The sequence below is a fragment of the Streptomyces sp. NPDC007901 genome, assembly GCF_042959465.1.
Classification (GTDB): domain Bacteria; phylum Actinomycetota; class Actinomycetes; order Streptomycetales; family Streptomycetaceae; genus Streptomyces.
Map to the genome: position 1 here is coordinate 137613 of NZ_JBIBKW010000019.1, position 14969 is coordinate 152581.

Annotated in this window: 15 protein-coding genes; 8 read left to right on the top strand and 7 right to left on the bottom strand. The window is 73.8% G+C overall.

Annotation, left to right across the window (positions count from 1 at the left end):
- Nucleotides 1-86 precede the first annotated feature (86 nt).
- From ACFZDK_RS42315 to ACFZDK_RS42335, 5 genes are all read left to right on the top strand, one after another.
- Nucleotides 87-818, top strand: coding sequence for a hypothetical protein (locus tag ACFZDK_RS42315; RefSeq protein WP_390980935.1), 732 nt, complete (start codon nt 87-89; stop codon nt 816-818).
- Nucleotides 815-1354 carry a histidine phosphatase family protein gene (locus ACFZDK_RS42320; protein ID WP_390980937.1) on the top strand — a complete coding sequence of 180 codons (540 nt, stop codon included), beginning with the start codon at nt 815-817 and terminating at the stop codon, nt 1352-1354. The genes ACFZDK_RS42315 and ACFZDK_RS42320 overlap by 4 nt, the downstream gene beginning before the upstream one ends.
- Nucleotides 1355-1380: 26 nt before the next feature.
- The gene (locus ACFZDK_RS42325; RefSeq protein ID WP_390980939.1) at nt 1381-2007 is read left to right on the top strand and encodes a YigZ family protein; all 627 of its coding nucleotides are present in this window, start codon (nt 1381-1383) and stop codon (nt 2005-2007) included.
- A gap of 130 nt (nt 2008-2137) precedes the next feature.
- A complete protein-coding gene (locus tag ACFZDK_RS42330; RefSeq protein WP_390980941.1) occupies nt 2138-3283 on the top strand; it encodes an exonuclease SbcCD subunit D C-terminal domain-containing protein in 1146 nt (381 codons plus the stop codon).
- Entirely contained in the window at nt 3280-6270 is a 2991-nt protein-coding gene (locus ACFZDK_RS42335; protein ID WP_390980943.1) for an AAA family ATPase, read from the top strand. The genes ACFZDK_RS42330 and ACFZDK_RS42335 overlap by 4 nt, the downstream gene beginning before the upstream one ends.
- Before the next feature lie 43 nt (nt 6271-6313).
- Here ACFZDK_RS42335 and ACFZDK_RS42340 read toward each other — a convergent pair whose 3' ends face one another.
- Nucleotides 6314-6760 (bottom strand): winged helix-turn-helix transcriptional regulator, encoded by a 447-nt coding sequence (locus tag ACFZDK_RS42340; protein ID WP_390980945.1) that lies wholly within the window; start codon nt 6758-6760, stop codon nt 6314-6316.
- A 136-nt stretch (nt 6761-6896) separates the two neighbouring features.
- Here ACFZDK_RS42340 and ACFZDK_RS42345 point away from each other — a divergent pair, with 136 nt between their 5' ends.
- Together ACFZDK_RS42345 and ACFZDK_RS42350 are read left to right on the top strand one after the other, a co-directional pair.
- Nucleotides 6897-7370 (top strand): rhodanese-like domain-containing protein, encoded by a 474-nt coding sequence (locus ACFZDK_RS42345; RefSeq protein WP_390980947.1) that lies wholly within the window; start codon nt 6897-6899, stop codon nt 7368-7370.
- 47 nt (nt 7371-7417) lie between these two features.
- Complete coding sequence (locus ACFZDK_RS42350; RefSeq protein WP_390980949.1) at nt 7418-7933, top strand: Imm21 family immunity protein; 516 nt, start codon at nt 7418-7420, stop codon at nt 7931-7933.
- A 7-nt stretch (nt 7934-7940) separates the two neighbouring features.
- Here the strand turns inward: ACFZDK_RS42350 and ACFZDK_RS42355 are convergent, their stop codons facing one another.
- From ACFZDK_RS42355 to ACFZDK_RS42370, 4 genes are all read right to left on the bottom strand, one after another.
- Nucleotides 7941-9170, bottom strand: coding sequence for a cytochrome P450 (locus ACFZDK_RS42355; RefSeq protein WP_390980951.1), 1230 nt, complete (start codon nt 9168-9170; stop codon nt 7941-7943).
- A 33-nt stretch (nt 9171-9203) separates the two neighbouring features.
- Nucleotides 9204-10598, bottom strand: a complete 1395-nt coding sequence (locus tag ACFZDK_RS42360) for an FAD-dependent oxidoreductase (RefSeq protein ID WP_390980953.1) — start codon at nt 10596-10598, stop codon at nt 9204-9206.
- Nucleotides 10585-10812, bottom strand: coding sequence for a ferredoxin (locus tag ACFZDK_RS42365; RefSeq protein ID WP_359219634.1), 228 nt, complete (start codon nt 10810-10812; stop codon nt 10585-10587). Before ACFZDK_RS42365 ends, ACFZDK_RS42360 begins: the two co-directional genes overlap by 14 nt.
- Nucleotides 10813-11024: 212 nt before the next feature.
- The gene (locus tag ACFZDK_RS42370) at nt 11025-11705 is read right to left on the bottom strand and encodes a hypothetical protein (RefSeq protein ID WP_390980955.1); all 681 of its coding nucleotides are present in this window, start codon (nt 11703-11705) and stop codon (nt 11025-11027) included.
- Nucleotides 11706-11909: 204 nt separating this feature from the next.
- On the opposite strand from ACFZDK_RS42370, the gene ACFZDK_RS42375 reads away from it, so the two are divergent.
- A complete protein-coding gene (locus ACFZDK_RS42375; RefSeq protein ID WP_390980957.1) occupies nt 11910-12716 on the top strand; it encodes an SDR family oxidoreductase in 807 nt (268 codons plus the stop codon).
- Between the two features lie 15 nt (nt 12717-12731).
- Here ACFZDK_RS42375 and ACFZDK_RS42380 read toward each other — a convergent pair whose 3' ends face one another.
- A complete protein-coding gene (locus ACFZDK_RS42380; protein ID WP_390980959.1) occupies nt 12732-14420 on the bottom strand; it encodes a DUF885 family protein in 1689 nt (562 codons plus the stop codon).
- Between the two features lie 33 nt (nt 14421-14453).
- Entirely contained in the window at nt 14454-14945 is a 492-nt protein-coding gene (locus ACFZDK_RS42385; RefSeq protein ID WP_390980961.1) for an AsnC family transcriptional regulator, read from the bottom strand.
- Nucleotides 14946-14969 lie beyond the last annotated feature (24 nt).

The following is a 14969-nucleotide window of genomic DNA, read 5'->3' on the forward strand; positions in this document are numbered from 1 at the left end:
GCAGGGGGTGTCGCATGTCCCGCCACGGTGACCGGAATCGTCGCAAGGTGCCTGCGTACGGCTCTCCGCGCGCCTACGCTCAGCTCGTGCTGCGCATCCTCGACGCCAAGACCGGTGAGACCGTCCCCGCCGCCCCCGCCCGCCGTGCCCTGACCCGGGTCGAGGCACACGTCTCCGGGCACGACCTGACGGCGTTGCGGGTCCTGCTCACCACCGACCTGCTCCTGCGCGCCCTGGAGATCGGCGGCACCCCGGTCCTGCCCCTGCTCACCGCCGCTCACCACCAGGCGGAGCTGCACGCCGCCGCCACCGCCCTCGGCATCCGCCCCTTCGAGGACGGCCGGGACCTCGCCTCGGGACTGGGCGAGGCCCAGGTCGTCCACGTGGCGGCGGAGGGCGTCACCGTGTCCGGCGCCGGGGTGGCCGTCGCCGTCGCCCCGGCGAGCGGCCCCGACGCCGACGTCCTGGGCGGGCTCGCCGACCCCGCCGCCCTCCGGCTCGCCCTGCTCGACGCCCCGCGCGGCACGGCCGTGCACCTCGGCGCCGGAGCCCTGGACGCGGCCGCCGGGCGGCTCGGCCGGCTGCGCCAGTCGGTGGCCCACTGGGCGCGCAGCCCCTCGCGGCCGGTGCCCGAGAAGGTGCGGGGACGCCTGCGGGAGGCCTGGGAGGACGACCTCGACGTGCCCGCGGTGCTCGGCGTCCTGCACTGGATGGAGAGCCAGCCCGAGATCCCCGACGGCGCCCGCTTCGAGACCTGCGCCCACGCCGACCGGCTGCTCGCCCTCGAACTCACCCGCGAGCTCGGGAGGCTCGGGTGATCGCCCAGGCGGGCGCCGGCCCGCTGCGCCGTCTGGTCGTCCTGCGGCACGCCAAGTCCGCCTGGCCCGAGGGCGTCCCCGACCGGCTGCGCCCGCTCGCGGCCCGTGGCCGCCGCGACGCGCCCGCCGCCGGCCGCGCCCTCGCCGAGTCCGACTGCCTGCCCGACCTCGCCGTGTGCTCCACCGCCGTCCGCGCCCGCCAGACCTGGGAGCTCGCCTCCGGCCAGTGGGGCACCCCGCCCCCGGTCCGCTACGACTCGCGGGTCTACGCCGCCGATGTCCCCGACCTGCTGGAGGTCGTCCACGAGGTCCCGGCCGAGGTGGAGACCCTGCTGCTGGTCGGGCACAACCCGGGTCTGGAAGAACTGGTCCTGGACCTGGCCGGCGACGGCCTCGACGACACACTGGAGCAGGTGCGGAAGAAGTTCCCGACCTCGGCGATCGCGGTACTGGCCTGGCACGGGACGGAGTGGGCGGCACTGGCACCGGGGACGGCGCTGCTGACGGAGGTGACGGTGGCCAGGGGGAAGGAGTAGCCCACGGGTGCGCATAGGCTGGGCGGATGCAGGACGAGTACCGCACAGTCGCCCGCGCGGGCACGCACGAGACCGAGGTCAACCGCTCCCGCTTCCTGTGCACCCTCGCCCCCGCGGCCACCGAGCAGGAGGCCCAGGACTTCGTCGCCGCGGTCCGCAAGGAGTACGCCGACGCCACCCACAACTGCTGGGCCTACGTCATCGGCGCCGACGCCTCCACCCAGAAGGCCGGCGACGACGGCGAACCCGGCGGCACCGCCGGCGCCCCCATGCTCCAGATGCTGCTCCGCCGTGACATGCGCTACGTCGTCGCCGTCGTCACCCGCTACTACGGAGGCGTCAAGCTCGGCGCCGGCGGCCTCATCCGCGCCTACGGCGGGGCGGTCGGCGAAGCCCTCGACACCCTCGGCACCCTCACCCGCCGCCGCTTCCGGCTGGCCACGGTCACCGTCGACCACCAGCGGGCCGGCAAGCTCCAGAACGACCTCCGCGCCACCGGCCGCGAGGTGCGCGACGTCCGCTACACCGAGGCGGTCACCATCGAGATCGCCCTCCCCGACGCCGACGTGGACACCTTCCGCACCTGGCTCGCCGACACGACGGCGGGCACCGCACGCCTCGAACTGGGCGGGGAGGCCTACGGGGACGCGTGACGATCCGAGGTACGTGATGGTTCAGAGGGCGATATGCGTTAGCGTGGCAGGCGTTGACCACGGGCCCTGTGCTGGTTCGTGCCGGTGATACAGGTGCAATAGGGGCAAACGTGCAGGACAGGGTGATCTCATGAAAATCCTGCACACCTCCGACTGGCATCTCGGCCGGGCCTTCCACCGCGTGAGTATGCTCGGCGCCCAGGCCGAGTTCATCGGCCACCTCGTGACGACCGTGCGGGAGCACGCCGTCGACGCCGTGGTCGTGGCGGGGGACGTGTACGACCGTGCGGTCCCGCCGCTGGCCGCGGTCGAGCTCTTCGACGACGCGCTGCACCGGCTGGCCGACCTGGGCGTGCCCACGGTGATGATCTCCGGCAACCACGACTCGGCGCGGCGCCTCGGGGTCGGCGCCGGGCTCATCGACCGCGCGGGCATCCACCTGCGTACCGAACCGTCGGCGGTGGCCATGCCGGTCGTGCTCGCCGACGCCCACGGCGACGTGGCCTTCTACGGTCTGCCGTATCTCGAACCCGCCCTGGTGAAGGACGAGTTCGCGGTCGAGAAGGCCGGTCACGAGGCGGTGCTGGCCGCGGCCATGGACCGGGTCCGCGCCGACCTCGCCGCCCGCGCCCCCGGCACCCGCTCCGTGGTCCTCGCGCACGCCTTCGTCACCGGCGGCGAGGCCAGCGACAGCGAGCGGGACATCACCGTCGGCGGGGTGGCCGCCGTCCCGGCCGGTGTCTTCGACGGCGTCGACTACACGGCCCTGGGCCATCTGCACGGCTGCCAGACCATCACCGAGCGCGTCCGCTACTCCGGCTCCCCGCTGGCGTATTCCTTCTCCGAGACCGACCACCGCAAGAGCATGTGGCTCGTCGACCTCGCCGCCGACGGCGCCGTCACCGCCGAGCGCCTCGACTGCCCGGTGCCGCGCCCGCTGGCCCGCGTCCGCGGCACCCTGGAGGAGCTGCTCGCCGACCCCGCGCTGACCCGGCACGAGGACGCCTGGATCGAGGCCACCCTCACCGACGGGGTCCGGCCCGCCGACCCCATGGCCCGCCTCACCGAGCGCTTCCCGCACACGCTCAGCCTGGTCTTCGCCCCCGACCCCGCCTCGGACGACCCCGACGTCTCCTACGCCCGCCGCCTGGCCGGCCGTACCGACCGGCAGATCGCCGAGGACTTCGTCGCCCATGTCCGCGGCGCGGGCCCCGACGAACGCGAACTGACCGTGCTGGGCGAGGCGTTCGACGCGGTGCGGGAGGTCGCCCAGTGAGGCTCCACCGGCTCGACGTCACCGCCTTCGGACCCTTCGGCGGCACCCAGAGCGTCGACTTCGACGCCCTCTCCGCCGCCGGGCTCTTCCTCCTGCACGGCCCGACCGGCGCCGGGAAGACCTCCGTCCTGGACGCCGTCTGCTACGCGCTCTACGGCACCGTCCCCGGCGCCCGCCAGACCGGCCAGGGACTCACCCTGCGCAGCGATCACGCCGAGGCGACCGCCCGCACCGAGGTCCGCCTCGAACTCACCGTCGCCGGACGCCGGTTGGAGATCACCCGGCAGCCGCCCTGGGAGCGGCCCAAGAAACGGGGCGCGGGTACCACCCTCGACAAGGCCCAGACCTGGCTGCGCGAGTACGACGCGACGGCGGGCGTCTGGAAGGACCTCAGCCGGTCGCACCAGGAGGTCGGCGAGGAGATCACCCAGCTGCTCGGCATGAGCCGGGAGCAGTTCTGCCAGGTCGTCCTCCTGCCCCAGGGCGACTTCGCCCGCTTCCTGCGCGCCGACGCCGGGGCCCGAGGCCAGCTGCTCGGGCGGCTCTTCGACACCCAGCGCTTCGCCGAGGTCGAGAAGCGCCTCGCGGAGCGCCGCCGGGCGACCGAGGCCCGGGTGCGGGACGGGGACTCCGCGCTGCTGGCCGACGCGCACCGGATGCAGCAGGAAGCCGGCGACGCGATGGAGCTGCCGGAACTGACCCCGGGCGAACCGGGGCTGGCCGAGGCCGTGCTCGGTGCCGCCGCCGTCGCCCGCAGCACCGCGCGCGAGCGCCTCACCGTCGCCCACTGCCGCCTCACCGCCGCCGAGTCCGCCCAGTTCGCCGCCGACCGGGCGCTGGCCGACGTACGCGAACTGGCGCGACTGCAGGGCCGGTTCGACGAGGCGCGGCAGCGGGCCGTACGGCTGGAGGAGCGGGCCGGCGCGCACCGTGAGGCGCAGGCGCGGATGGAGCGGGGGCGGAAGGCGGCGGCGGTGGCGCCGGCGCTGGAGCTGCGGGAGGCCGCCGAGGCGGGGCATCGCAGGGCGGCGGCCGCCGAGGCACGCGCGCGGGCGCTGCTGCCGGAGACCTTCGCGGGTGCCGGTGCGGCAGGGCTTGCCACCGCAGCCCGCCGGGTCACCGAGGAGCTGGGCGGGCTGGAGTCCGCGCGCCGGGCCGAGCGACGGCTCGCCGAGGTCGTCGAGGAGCGCGGCCGGCTCGACCGGCAGGAGCGGGACGACGAGGACGTGCTGCGCGAGGCCGACGGCTGGCTCGCCGGCTGGGACGCCACCCGGGCCGAGCTCCAGTCCCGTATCGACTCCGCCCAGGAGGCCGCGACCCGGGCCGAGCAGCTCGCCGTCCAGCGCGAACCCGCGCGCCGGCGGCTGGCGGCGGCCCGGCTCCGGGACGAGCTGGGCCAGGACACGGACGAGGCCCAGCGCACCGCCCTCGCCTCCGCGAGGCGGGCCGCCGACGCGCGCGAGCACTGGCTCGACCTCAAGGAACAGCGGCTGACCGGCATCGCCGCCGAGCTGGCCGCGCAGCTGACCGCGGGCGAGCCGTGCGCCGTCTGCGGAGCCACCGAACACCCCGCGCCCGCCGAGAAGTTCGCCGGCCATGTCGACGGCGAAGCCGAACAGCGCGCGGAAGCCGCCTTCCAGCGCGCCGACGCACAGCGCGCCCAGGACGAGCGGCGCCTGGCCACCGTACGCGAGGCCCTGGCCGCCGCCACCGCAGAGGCGGGTGACGCGTCGACCGCGCAACTCGCCGCCGAGGCCGATGAGTTGGAGCAGGAGTACGCACGGGTCCGGCGGGCCGCCTCCGCCCTGCACCCGGCGCACGAGGAGCTGCGGCTGGCCGAGCAGGAGCGCGAGCGCCGGCTGGCCGGCCGGCAGCAGGCCGAGGTGCGGGCCGCCGCGCGGCTGACCCGGCGCGAGGGCCTCGACGCCGAACAGGCCTCCCTGGAGAAGGAGTTGGCCGCGGTCCGGGGGAGCGCCTCCAGTGTCGCCGTGCGGGCCGGGCAGCTGGAGCGGCAGGTCGCGCTGCTCACCGACGCCGCCGACACCGCCCGCGCCGCCGAGGACACCGCCCAGCACCTCAAGGACGCCGACGCCCGGCTCGCCGACGCCGCCTACCGGGCCGGTTTCGACACCCCGCAGGCCGCGGCGGCCGCTCACCTCGACGACGCCGCCCACCGCGAGCTCCAACGGCGCCTGGACGACTGGCAGTCCGAGGAGGCGGCGGTGCGCGCGGTGCTGGCCGAGGCCGACACCGCGGCCGCCGCCCAGCAGCCGCCCGCCGACCTCGACACGGCCGAGCGCACCGCCACCGCCGCGGACCGTCGGCTGCGCGACGCCGCCTCCGCCCGGGACCGGGCCGCCCGCTCCTGCGCCGAACTCGACCGGCTGTCCGCCCATGCGAGTGCGGGAGTGCGTCAACTCGCCCCGCTGCGCGAGGAGTACGACCGGGTCGCCCGGCTCGCCGGGCTCACCGCCGGCACCTCCGCCGACAACGAGCGCAAGATGCGCCTGGAGTCGTACGTGCTGGCGGCGCGGCTGGAACAGGTCGCCGCCGCCGCGACCGTACGCCTGCGGCGCATGTCCTCCGGCCGCTACACCCTCGTCCACTCCGACGACCGCAGCGGACGCGGCCGCAGCGGCCTCGGGCTGCATGTCGTCGACGCCTGGACCGGACGCGAACGCGACACCGCCACCCTGTCCGGCGGCGAGACCTTCTTCGCCTCCCTCGCGCTCGCCCTCGGCCTCGCGGACGTGGTCACCGACGAGGCCGGCGGGGTCCGGCTCGACACCCTCTTCATCGACGAGGGCTTCGGCAGCCTCGACGACCAGACCCTGGACGAGGTCCTCGACGTCCTCGACTCCCTCCGGGAACGCGACCGCAGCGTCGGCATCGTCAGCCATGTCGCCGACCTGCGCCGCCGGATCCACGCCCAACTGGAGGTCGTGAAGGGGAGATCGGGCTCGGCGCTGCGGCAGCGCGGGGTCTGATTCCCGGGTTCCCGGGTTCCCGGGTTCCCGGGTTCCTGTGTTCCTAGGTGCCGACGGCGCGGCGGGGGAGGGGCGAGGAGTAGACGACGCTCGTGGTCACCGAGCCCAGGGCGCCGATCCGGCCGGCGACCTCCTCCAGGTGGCGCATCGAGCGGGCCGTGACCTTGATGACGAAGCAGTCGTCGCCCGTGACGTGATGCGCCTCCAGGATCTCCGGGGTGGCGGCGACCAGGTCGTGGAACGGCTTGTAGTTGCCGTTCGGGTAGCGCAGCCGGACGAAGGCGAGGATCGGAAGGCCCAGCCGCTCCGGGTCCACCACCGCCGCGTACCCCTGGATCACCCCCGCCTCCTCCAGGCGGCGCACGCGCTCGGTCACCGCGCTCGGGGACATTGCCACGGCCCGCGCCAGCTCGGCGAAGCTGGCCCGGCCCGCACGCTGGAGGACGTCGAGGATGCGCCAGTCGGTGGCGTCCGGGGAAAACACGGTCATGGGGGATGGATAACAGGGAATCCCCGGCCGGACAAGACCCGGGCCGGGGATCACGCCTTCAAAGCGGCAGGTCACCGGCCGTAGATTTCCGGTCATGGAGATCCGCTGCCCCGGCAGCCAGTGAAAGGCCGACGAGATGACCGCCACCACCGCGAACCCCGTGCTCCGTGTCGCCCCCGCCGCCCCCGCCGAGGCCGCCGCCCACTTCCGGGCCAGTCTCGCCTTCCATGCCGACGTCTCCGACGTGGCCGCCGCCCTCGCGGCGGACGGCGACCCCGGCTTCGTCGTCCTTGACTCCCGGTCCACCGAGTCCTGGGACCAGGGACACATCCCCGGTGCCGTCCATCTCCCCACCGCGCTCATCGCGGAGCAGGCGGCCGGACTCCTCGACCGGGAGGTGCCCGTGGTGACGTACTGCTGGGGTCCCGGGTGCAACGGCGCGACGCGTGCCGCGCTCGCGCTCGCCGAACTCGGCTACCGGGTCAAGGAGATGCTCGGCGGATTCGAGTACTGGGTGCGTGAGGGCTTCGAGTTCGAGACCTGGCAGGGCAGCGAGCGCCGGGATCCGGACCCGCTGACCGCCCCCGTCGACGGCGACTGCGGTTGCTGATTCCCGGAGGTGAACCTGTGTCGTCGCTGTACGTGTAGGTTCACCCCATGACTCGTTACGCGGATCCAGGCGCGCTGGAGTGGGTGGAGTCGGGCGGCGGCCCGCTGGTGGCGGTCCCGGAGACGGTCCTGCCGTTCTGGGCCGGCGCCGACAGCGAGGACCTGGCCACCGACTACGACCGGGCCTGCGAGGTCGACGGCTACGTCGGACTGCTCCCGGTCGGCGACAGCGCGGCCCTGGTCCTCGGCGACGAACCCGCCTCGACGTCCTTCCTGCCGGACCACGGCACCTTCGTCCGCTGGTCCGCCGCGAACTCCGAGGCCGAGCTCCTGGCCCAGGTCCCCGCAGCTCTCGACAACGCCGTGTGGGAGAACGAGCTCCGCTGGCAGGTCCCGGGCCCCGTGGTCCTGTTCGACTCCGCCTGGCCGGGCGGCGAGGCGGCGGGCGGAGAGCATCTGCGGGTCCCGCTGGAGCCCGGTACGTACGCGGTGCGCGCCGCCTACACCCGACCCGGCCCGGAAACCTGGCTGGGCCTGGTGCAGTTGCGCAGGCTGTCGTCCTGACCGTTCGTCACTTCAGGCCGTCGATCGCGATGTTGAGGTGGCGCGGACCGCGCAGCACCGCGTTCTGCCGGTAGGGCGGCGGGTCCGCGACCAGGCGCGGGTTGTCGAGCCGGCGGGCCAGCTGGGAGAGCGCGATCTGGGCCTCCAGACGGGCCAGCGGGGCGCCGAAGCAGCTGTGGATGCCGCTGCCGAAGCCGAGGTGCTGGATGTCCTGGCGGTCCGGGTCGAAGCGGTCCGGGTCCGTGAACCGGTGCGGGTCCCGGTTGCCGGCGGCAAGGACCAGCCAGATCCGTGAGCCCTTGGGGATGGTCACCCCGTGCACCTCGATGTCGGCGATGCAGGTGCGCTGCGGCACGAGCTGCACCGGCGGCTCGTAGCGCAGCAGTTCCTCCACGATCCGCACCGACAGTGCCGGGTCGTTGCGCAGCCGCTCCAGGACCTCCGGGTGCCGCAGCAGCGTCAGCATGCCGTTGGTGATGAGGTTGACGGTCGTCTCATGGCCGGCGATGAGCAGCAGCACCGAGGTGCTGAGCACCTCCATGGTCGTCATGGCGCCGTCCGGGCCACTGCTGTGCGCCAGGTCGGACAGCATGTCCTCGCGAGGTTCCTTGGCGCGCTGCTCCACCAGCCCGTTCAGGTACATACCGAGCTGCAGCCGGGCCTCCTGCGCGGCGCGCTGGGAGTCGGCGGCCGTACGCGTGTCGGGGTCCAGGCCGGCCACGATCGGGTCGACCCAGGCCCGGAAGCGCGGCTCGTCCTCGCGTGGCACACCGAGCAGCCGGCAGATCGCGGTGACTGGGAAGGGGTACGCGATCTGGTCGACCAGGTCGATCTCCCGCGCGTCCCCGAGGCCGTCGATCAACCCGGTGACGATCTCCTCCAACTGGGGCCGCATGTCGTCGATCCGGCGCGGCCGGTGCGGCGGCCCGAAGGAGCTGTTGGCGATCCTGCGCAGCCGGTCGTGCTCCGGCGGGTCGAGCCGGATGAAGCTCGGCGGCAGCCCCGTCGCCTCAGGGCCGGACAGCTCGTCGTCCCGGCCGATGAGCACGTTGGACTCGTCGGAGCTGATCCGCGGATCGTGGAGCAGCGCCTCGATGTCGTGGTAGGTGCTGACGATGTAGGGGCCGTCCTCCTCCTCGTGCAGCACCGGCGTCTTGCGGAGTTCCTCGTACAGCGGGTACGGGTTGGCGCGGTTCGCGAAGTCGGTGATCTGGCGCAACATCGAGGTCTGCGTCATGACAGTTCCTTGGAGCGTCGGGCCGGGCGGCGGTCAGTGGCGGGCGGGGTGGAAGACCAGCTGCTGGTCGGTCGGCGAGTAGCCGCTGAGGGTCACCATCGGGCCGTGCGTCGGCAGCGCCGGGTCCGGGAAGGCGGCGTCGACGGGCGACCGGCCCTCGGGACGGCGGTCCACGGTCGGGAACTCCACCGGGAACGGGGCGCCCTTCTCGATCTGCCGCTGGTAGAACTCCAGCCACCGGGTGTTGTCGAAGCTCACCGCGGCGATCGTGCGGCCCTTGTAGCCGTACACCCCGACGAACCGGCGTTCTGCCAGCGAACCCTGGGTGATCATGATCTGCTCGCCCATCGGCGGCACCCCGACCGACTTGATGTTCACACCGAACTGCGAGGACCAGAACGCCGGCACCCACAGATGCGGCCGCCGCTCCGCGCTCGCGCTGATCATGTTGTGCGCGGCGATCTCGGCCTGCGCGACCGCGTTGCCCCAGTGCTCCAGGGACAGGAACTGGTAGCCGAACAGCGCGTGCGGGGACCGGGCGACATCGCCGGCGACGAAGATGTCGTCCGTGACGATGCCCCGGAAGTCGAAGGCACGGCAGCCCGCGTCACAGGCGATGCCCCGGGGGCCCGACCCGAGACCGGAGCCGGTCAGCCACTCGGTGTTCCGCGTCGCGCCGAGCCCCACGACCACCACGTCCGCCTCGACGACGGACTCGTCGGACAGATGGACCGCCCGCACCCGCCCGGCCGGGTCGCCCTCCAGCGCCGTGACCATCACGCCGGTGCGCAGATCCACCCCGTTCTCCCGGTGCATCTCCGCCGCGACCGCGCCGATCACCCCGCCCAGGGCGCCCACCAACGGGGCGCCCGCGCGTTCCGCCACGGTGACCGCGATGCCCTGCTCACGGCAGGCCGAGGCGATCTCCGAACCGGTGAACCCGGCGCCGATCACGAACACCCGGCGCGGCCCGGCCTTCAGCCGCCGCAGCAGCGCCGCCCCGTCGTCCCGGGTGCGCAGCGTGAACACCCCGTCCAGCCGGGCCTCTTCCTCCTTGGGCCACGGCCGGGCCCGTACCCCGGTCGCGATCAGCAGCCGGTCGTACTCGACCTCGTCGCCGTCCGCCAGCCGTACCCGGCGCGCCTCCATGTCGAGACCGGTCGCCGCCACGCCGAGCCGCCACTTCGCGTCGATCTCCCGGCGGTGCGGCAGCCCCGTGTGGTGCGGGGCCGCCCTGCCGAGCAGCACCGCCTTGGACAGCGGCGGGCGGTCGTACGGCTCGTACGGCTCATCGCCGATCATGGTGAGTTCGCCGGTGAAGCCCTCGGCGCGCAGCGTCTCGGCGCCCCGCAGACCGGCCAGCGAGGCGCCGACGACCACGATCCGGCCCTCGCGCCGCAGCCAGTCGAGATAGTCAGTGGGCGGCATCGGACATCCCTCCCGCCACCCCGTCCAGTCCGTCGGCGGTGATCGCCTGCACGGGGCAGGCGGCGACCGCGCGGGCCACCCGCTCCCGCTGCTCCTCCTCCGCCTGCGGGTTGTAGACGAGGGATTCCTCGCCGTGCATCGCGAAGACGTCCGGAGCGAGGAACGCGCACTGCGCATACCCCTGACATCTGTTGAGGTCGACGACAAGGCGCATCATGGCTCCGCCCTTCCGGTGGCCAGGTCCGGTGCGTACCGCCGGCCCGACATCGCAGTCCCGGACGGCGGAGAACTCCCCGCACGCCAGCATGGGAGCTCGCGCCCGCCACCGCGCGCCGAGGCCATCCGATCGGGTGAGCCCCCAGGCCCCCCAGGCCCCCAGGCCCCCCAGGCCCCCAGGCCCCCCAGGCCCCCCAGCCCTCCAGGGCCTCAGGTCGCCGGGGCCGCCGGGGCCGCGGCGGAGCGGCGGAAACTCTCCGCGACGATGTACACGCTCAGCAGCAGCGACCAGCCCGGGAACACCAGCTCCGACCAAGGCACACCGGGCGAGACGAACAGCAGGACCAGGGTGACGAGCAGGCCCAGCACCGTGAGCCAGCGCGGCATGATGCCCAGCCGGTGCCCGATCACCGACGCGGAGCAGGTGAACACGGCCGCCATCCGCATCGCGTACCCGATCATCAGCGTGTACGCCAGGTGCTGACCGAAGTCCCAGGCGGGCCGGGAGGGCGAGGTACCCGCCGGATGCGCGGTGTCGAGCACGGCCGCGGCCGCCGCGGCGCCGCCGAACATCGTGGCCGTGAAGACCAGGCCGCTGCCGAGGAACACGGTGGCCATGAACCGGTCCTCGGCGTCGCCGACGTGCGAGCGGACGGCGCCGATGAACCACAGGAAGAAGATGCCGGCGAACGGCACCAGCATGAGGGCCGCGTGCACGGCGCTGCGCCGGGTGGGATCCGGCGCCTGAGTGGTGACCGCGTCGGCGCCCTGCGGCACCCCCAGCCGGATCAGCACCATGGCGGCGGCGAGCAGCAGCGCGAAGACGATCCCGGCCACCCCGGCGGCCCGTGGGGTCTGCAACGGCTGCCCTGGCGGCGTCGAGGTCTGCATGCGCGGCTCGCTTCCTGTCTCCGGTGGCCCCCGCCACCAGCAAGCCGTCTGCGCCCCGCCCCCGCCACCGGAGCAGACCCGAACGGCAGACGGCGCTTGGCCGGAAGGCCGTCTCGTTCGGATCCTTCGGTTCCTTCGGTTCCTTCGGTTCCTCGGGTTTATTGGGTCGCCGCCCGGACCGCGGCCTCCCTAGCATGATCCGCCATGCCGTCCGAAGAGCTCCGCCGTGACCCCCTGCCCCTGCGCGGCCGCAGCGCCCTCGTCACCGGCGCGAGCCGCCGGGCCGGTATCGGGCATGCCGTCGCCCGGCGGCTCGCCGCGTACGGGGCGAGCGTCTATCTGCACCATCACGTTCCGCACGACTCCGCGATGCCCTGGGGCAACGACCGTGTCGAGGACGTCGTCGCCTCGGTGCGCGAGGCGCTCGGCGATCCCCGCGCGCGGGTCGTGGCGGGACCCGGTGACCTGGCCGATCCGGCCGAACCCGCCCGGCTGGTCGAGCGGGTGGTCCGGGAGTTCGGCGGTCTCGACATCCTGGTCGCCAACCACGCCCTCAGCGGCTCCGACGGCACCCTCGACGCGATCGACGCGGCCATGCTGGACGCCCACTGGGCGGTGGACACCCGCTCGGTGCTGCTGCTGGTCCAGGCGTACGCCCGGCAGGCCCGGCCCGGTGGGCGGGTCGTGATGATGACCTCGGGGCAGGACCAGGGCGACGGGATGCCGGACGAGCTCGCGTACGCGCTCCAGAAGGGCGCCCTCGCCTCCGTCACCCGGTCCCTCGCCACCGCTCTCGCCGGACGCGGGGTCACGGTGAACACGGTCAACCCCGGTCCCGTGGACACGGGTTACGCGACCGGTGAGGTCCACGCGGCCGTGGCGGCGCGGTTCCCGGGCGGGCGCTGGGGCCGGCCCGACGACCCGGCGCGGCTCATCGCGTGGCTGGCCACGGACGAGGGGCGCTGGGTCACCGGGCAGGTCGTCAACTCCGAGGGCGGCTTCCGGCACTGACGTGCCGTCGGCCCGTCACAGCTGGGCCAGCTCCGCCACCAGGTCGTCCAGGCCCAGCGAACCCTGGGACAGGGCCGCCATGTGCCAGGCCTTGAGGTCGAAGCCGGCGCCCCGCCGCTCCCTGGCCTGCTCCCGGCCCAGCAGCCAGGCCCGCTCGCCCAGCTTGTAGCCGATCGCCTGGCCCGGCATGGACAGGTAGCGGGTCAGCTCGCTCTCCACGAAGTCCGCCGGACGGCTGCTGTGCGCGCCGAAGAACTCCTGCGCCAGCTCCGGCGTCCAGCGCTCCCCGGGGTGGAAGGGCGAGTCGTCCGGGATCGTCAGCTCCAGGTGCATGCCGATGTCGATGATGACCCGCGCGGCCCGCATCATCTGCGCGTCCAGGTAACCCAGGCGGCGCTCCGGGTCGGTGAGGAACCCCAGTTCGTCCATCAGCCGCTCCGCGTACAGCGCCCAGCCCTCGGCGTTGGCGCTGACCATGCCCACGCTCGCCTGGTAGCGGGAGAGGTTCTCGGCGATGTGCTTCCACTGCGCCAGCTGGAGGTGGTGGCCGGGCACCCCCTCGTGGTACCAGGTCGACACCAGGTCGTAGACCGGGAACCGGGTCTGGCCCATGGTCGGCAGCCAGGTGCAGCCCGGCCGGGAGAAATCGTCCGACGGCGGCGTGTAGTACGGCGCCGCCGCGCTGCCGGGCGGAGCGATCCGGGACTCGACCCGGCGGACCCGCTCGGCCAGATCGAAGTGGGTGCCGTCCAGCTTCTCGATGGCTTCGTCCATCACGGACTGCAGCCAGCGCTGCACCTCGTCGACGCCCTCGATGTGGGTGCCGTGCGCGTCCAGGTGCGCCAGCGCCACCCACGGCGTGGCCGCGCCGGGCAGGATCTTCTCGGCCTCGGTCTTCATCTCGCCGAGCAGCCGGTGGTACTCGGACCAGCCGTACGCGTACGCCTCGTCCAGGTCGAGGTCGGTGCCGTTGAAGTAGCGGACCCAGCGGGCGTACCGCTCGCGCCCGACCACGTCCGGCGCGCCCTCGATCGCCGGCGCGTACACGTCCCGCATCCAGTCGCGCAGCGCCACCACGGCCTCGGTGGCGGCCCCGGCCGCCTCGTCCAGCCCGGCGCGCAGCGCCTCGGGCCCGGACGCCGCGAACTGCTCGAACCAGCCCTTGCCGTCGCCCGTGTCGGCCCACTCGCCGAGCTGTCCCACGAAGGTGGCGGTGGCCCGCGGACCCGCGTACAGCTTCCGGTCCAGGCCGAGTTCGAGGGACTGCCGGTAGCCCTCCAGCGCGGTCGGCACCGCGCGCAGCCGCTCGACGACCGCCCCCCAGTCCTCCTCGGTGGCGGTGGGCGTCACCGTGAACACCTGGCGCACCGCGTGCGCGACCGAGCTCAGGTTGCTGACGGACCGCAGGCTCTCGTCCGCCTCGTGCACGGCGAGGGAGGCGGTGAGCCGCTCGCGCAGCAGGCGTGCGCAGCGACGCTCGATGTCACTGTCGGCACCGGGCTGCCGCTCGGCCTCCGCTAGCTTGGCGAGCGTGTCGCGCTGGAGCCGGGCGACCGCTTCGTCACCCGCCGGCGAGGTGTCGGGCAGCCGGCTCGAACTCTCTTTGACGCCGAGGAACGTACCGGTGATCGGATCGAGGGCGATGAGTTCGTCGACGAAGGCGTCGGCGACCTGACGGGGCAGCGGGTTACTGGTCTGTGACATGCGGTCCATCCTCGTACGACGGACCGCCGCGCGTCACGGGGATTGAGCCGACGACACGGGCGGGAGCAGCGGTCCGCACTCCCACTGCTGGAAGATCAGCCGGGTCTCCACCCGGGCCACCTCGCGCTGCGAGGTGAACTCGTCCAGGACCAGCCGCTGCAGGTCCGTCATGTCCGCCACGGCCACATGCACCAGGTAGTCGTCGGGACCGGTCAGATGGAAGACCGTCCGCGACTCCGGCAGCGCCCGGATCCGCTCCACGAACGGCCCCACCAACTCCCGCCGGTGCGGCCGCACCTGCACCGACAGCAGCGCTTCCAGACCCCGCCCGAGCTTGGCCGGATCGAGCTCCAGCCGGTGCCCGAGGATCACCCCGGACCGCCGGAGCCGGGTCACCCGGTCCAGACACGTCGACGGCGCCACGCCCACCTGGGCGGCGAGCTCGCGGTAGGTGCTCCGGGCGTCGTTCTGCAGCAGCCGCAGCAAGTGCAGATCCACCGGATCCAGTACGACGGAATCGGCCATGGCCCGAACGTAACACGGTGTGGT

Excerpts from the sequence above, each read along its gene's own strand:
- ACFZDK_RS42330 (WP_390980941.1), top strand. The coding sequence starts at position 2,138 with ATGAAAATCCTGCACACCTCCGACTGGCATCTCGGCCGGGCCTTCCAC.
- ACFZDK_RS42380 (WP_390980959.1), bottom strand. The coding sequence starts at position 14,420 with ATGTCACAGACCAGTAACCCGCTGCCCCGTCAGGTCGCCGACGCCTTC.
- ACFZDK_RS42370 (WP_390980955.1), bottom strand. The coding sequence starts at position 11,705 with ATGCAGACCTCGACGCCGCCAGGGCAGCCGTTGCAGACCCCACGGGCC.
- ACFZDK_RS42350 (WP_390980949.1), top strand. The coding sequence starts at position 7,418 with ATGACTCGTTACGCGGATCCAGGCGCGCTGGAGTGGGTGGAGTCGGGC.
- ACFZDK_RS42325 (WP_390980939.1), top strand. The coding sequence starts at position 1,381 with ATGCAGGACGAGTACCGCACAGTCGCCCGCGCGGGCACGCACGAGACC.
- ACFZDK_RS42365 (WP_359219634.1), bottom strand. The coding sequence starts at position 10,812 with ATGCGCCTTGTCGTCGACCTCAACAGATGTCAGGGGTATGCGCAGTGC.
- ACFZDK_RS42360 (WP_390980953.1), bottom strand. The coding sequence starts at position 10,598 with ATGCCGCCCACTGACTATCTCGACTGGCTGCGGCGCGAGGGCCGGATC.
- ACFZDK_RS42375 (WP_390980957.1), top strand. The coding sequence starts at position 11,910 with ATGCCGTCCGAAGAGCTCCGCCGTGACCCCCTGCCCCTGCGCGGCCGC.
- ACFZDK_RS42340 (WP_390980945.1), bottom strand. The coding sequence starts at position 6,760 with ATGACCGTGTTTTCCCCGGACGCCACCGACTGGCGCATCCTCGACGTC.
- ACFZDK_RS42345 (WP_390980947.1), top strand. The coding sequence starts at position 6,897 with ATGACCGCCACCACCGCGAACCCCGTGCTCCGTGTCGCCCCCGCCGCC.
- ACFZDK_RS42385 (WP_390980961.1), bottom strand. The coding sequence starts at position 14,945 with ATGGCCGATTCCGTCGTACTGGATCCGGTGGATCTGCACTTGCTGCGG.
- ACFZDK_RS42355 (WP_390980951.1), bottom strand. The coding sequence starts at position 9,170 with ATGACGCAGACCTCGATGTTGCGCCAGATCACCGACTTCGCGAACCGC.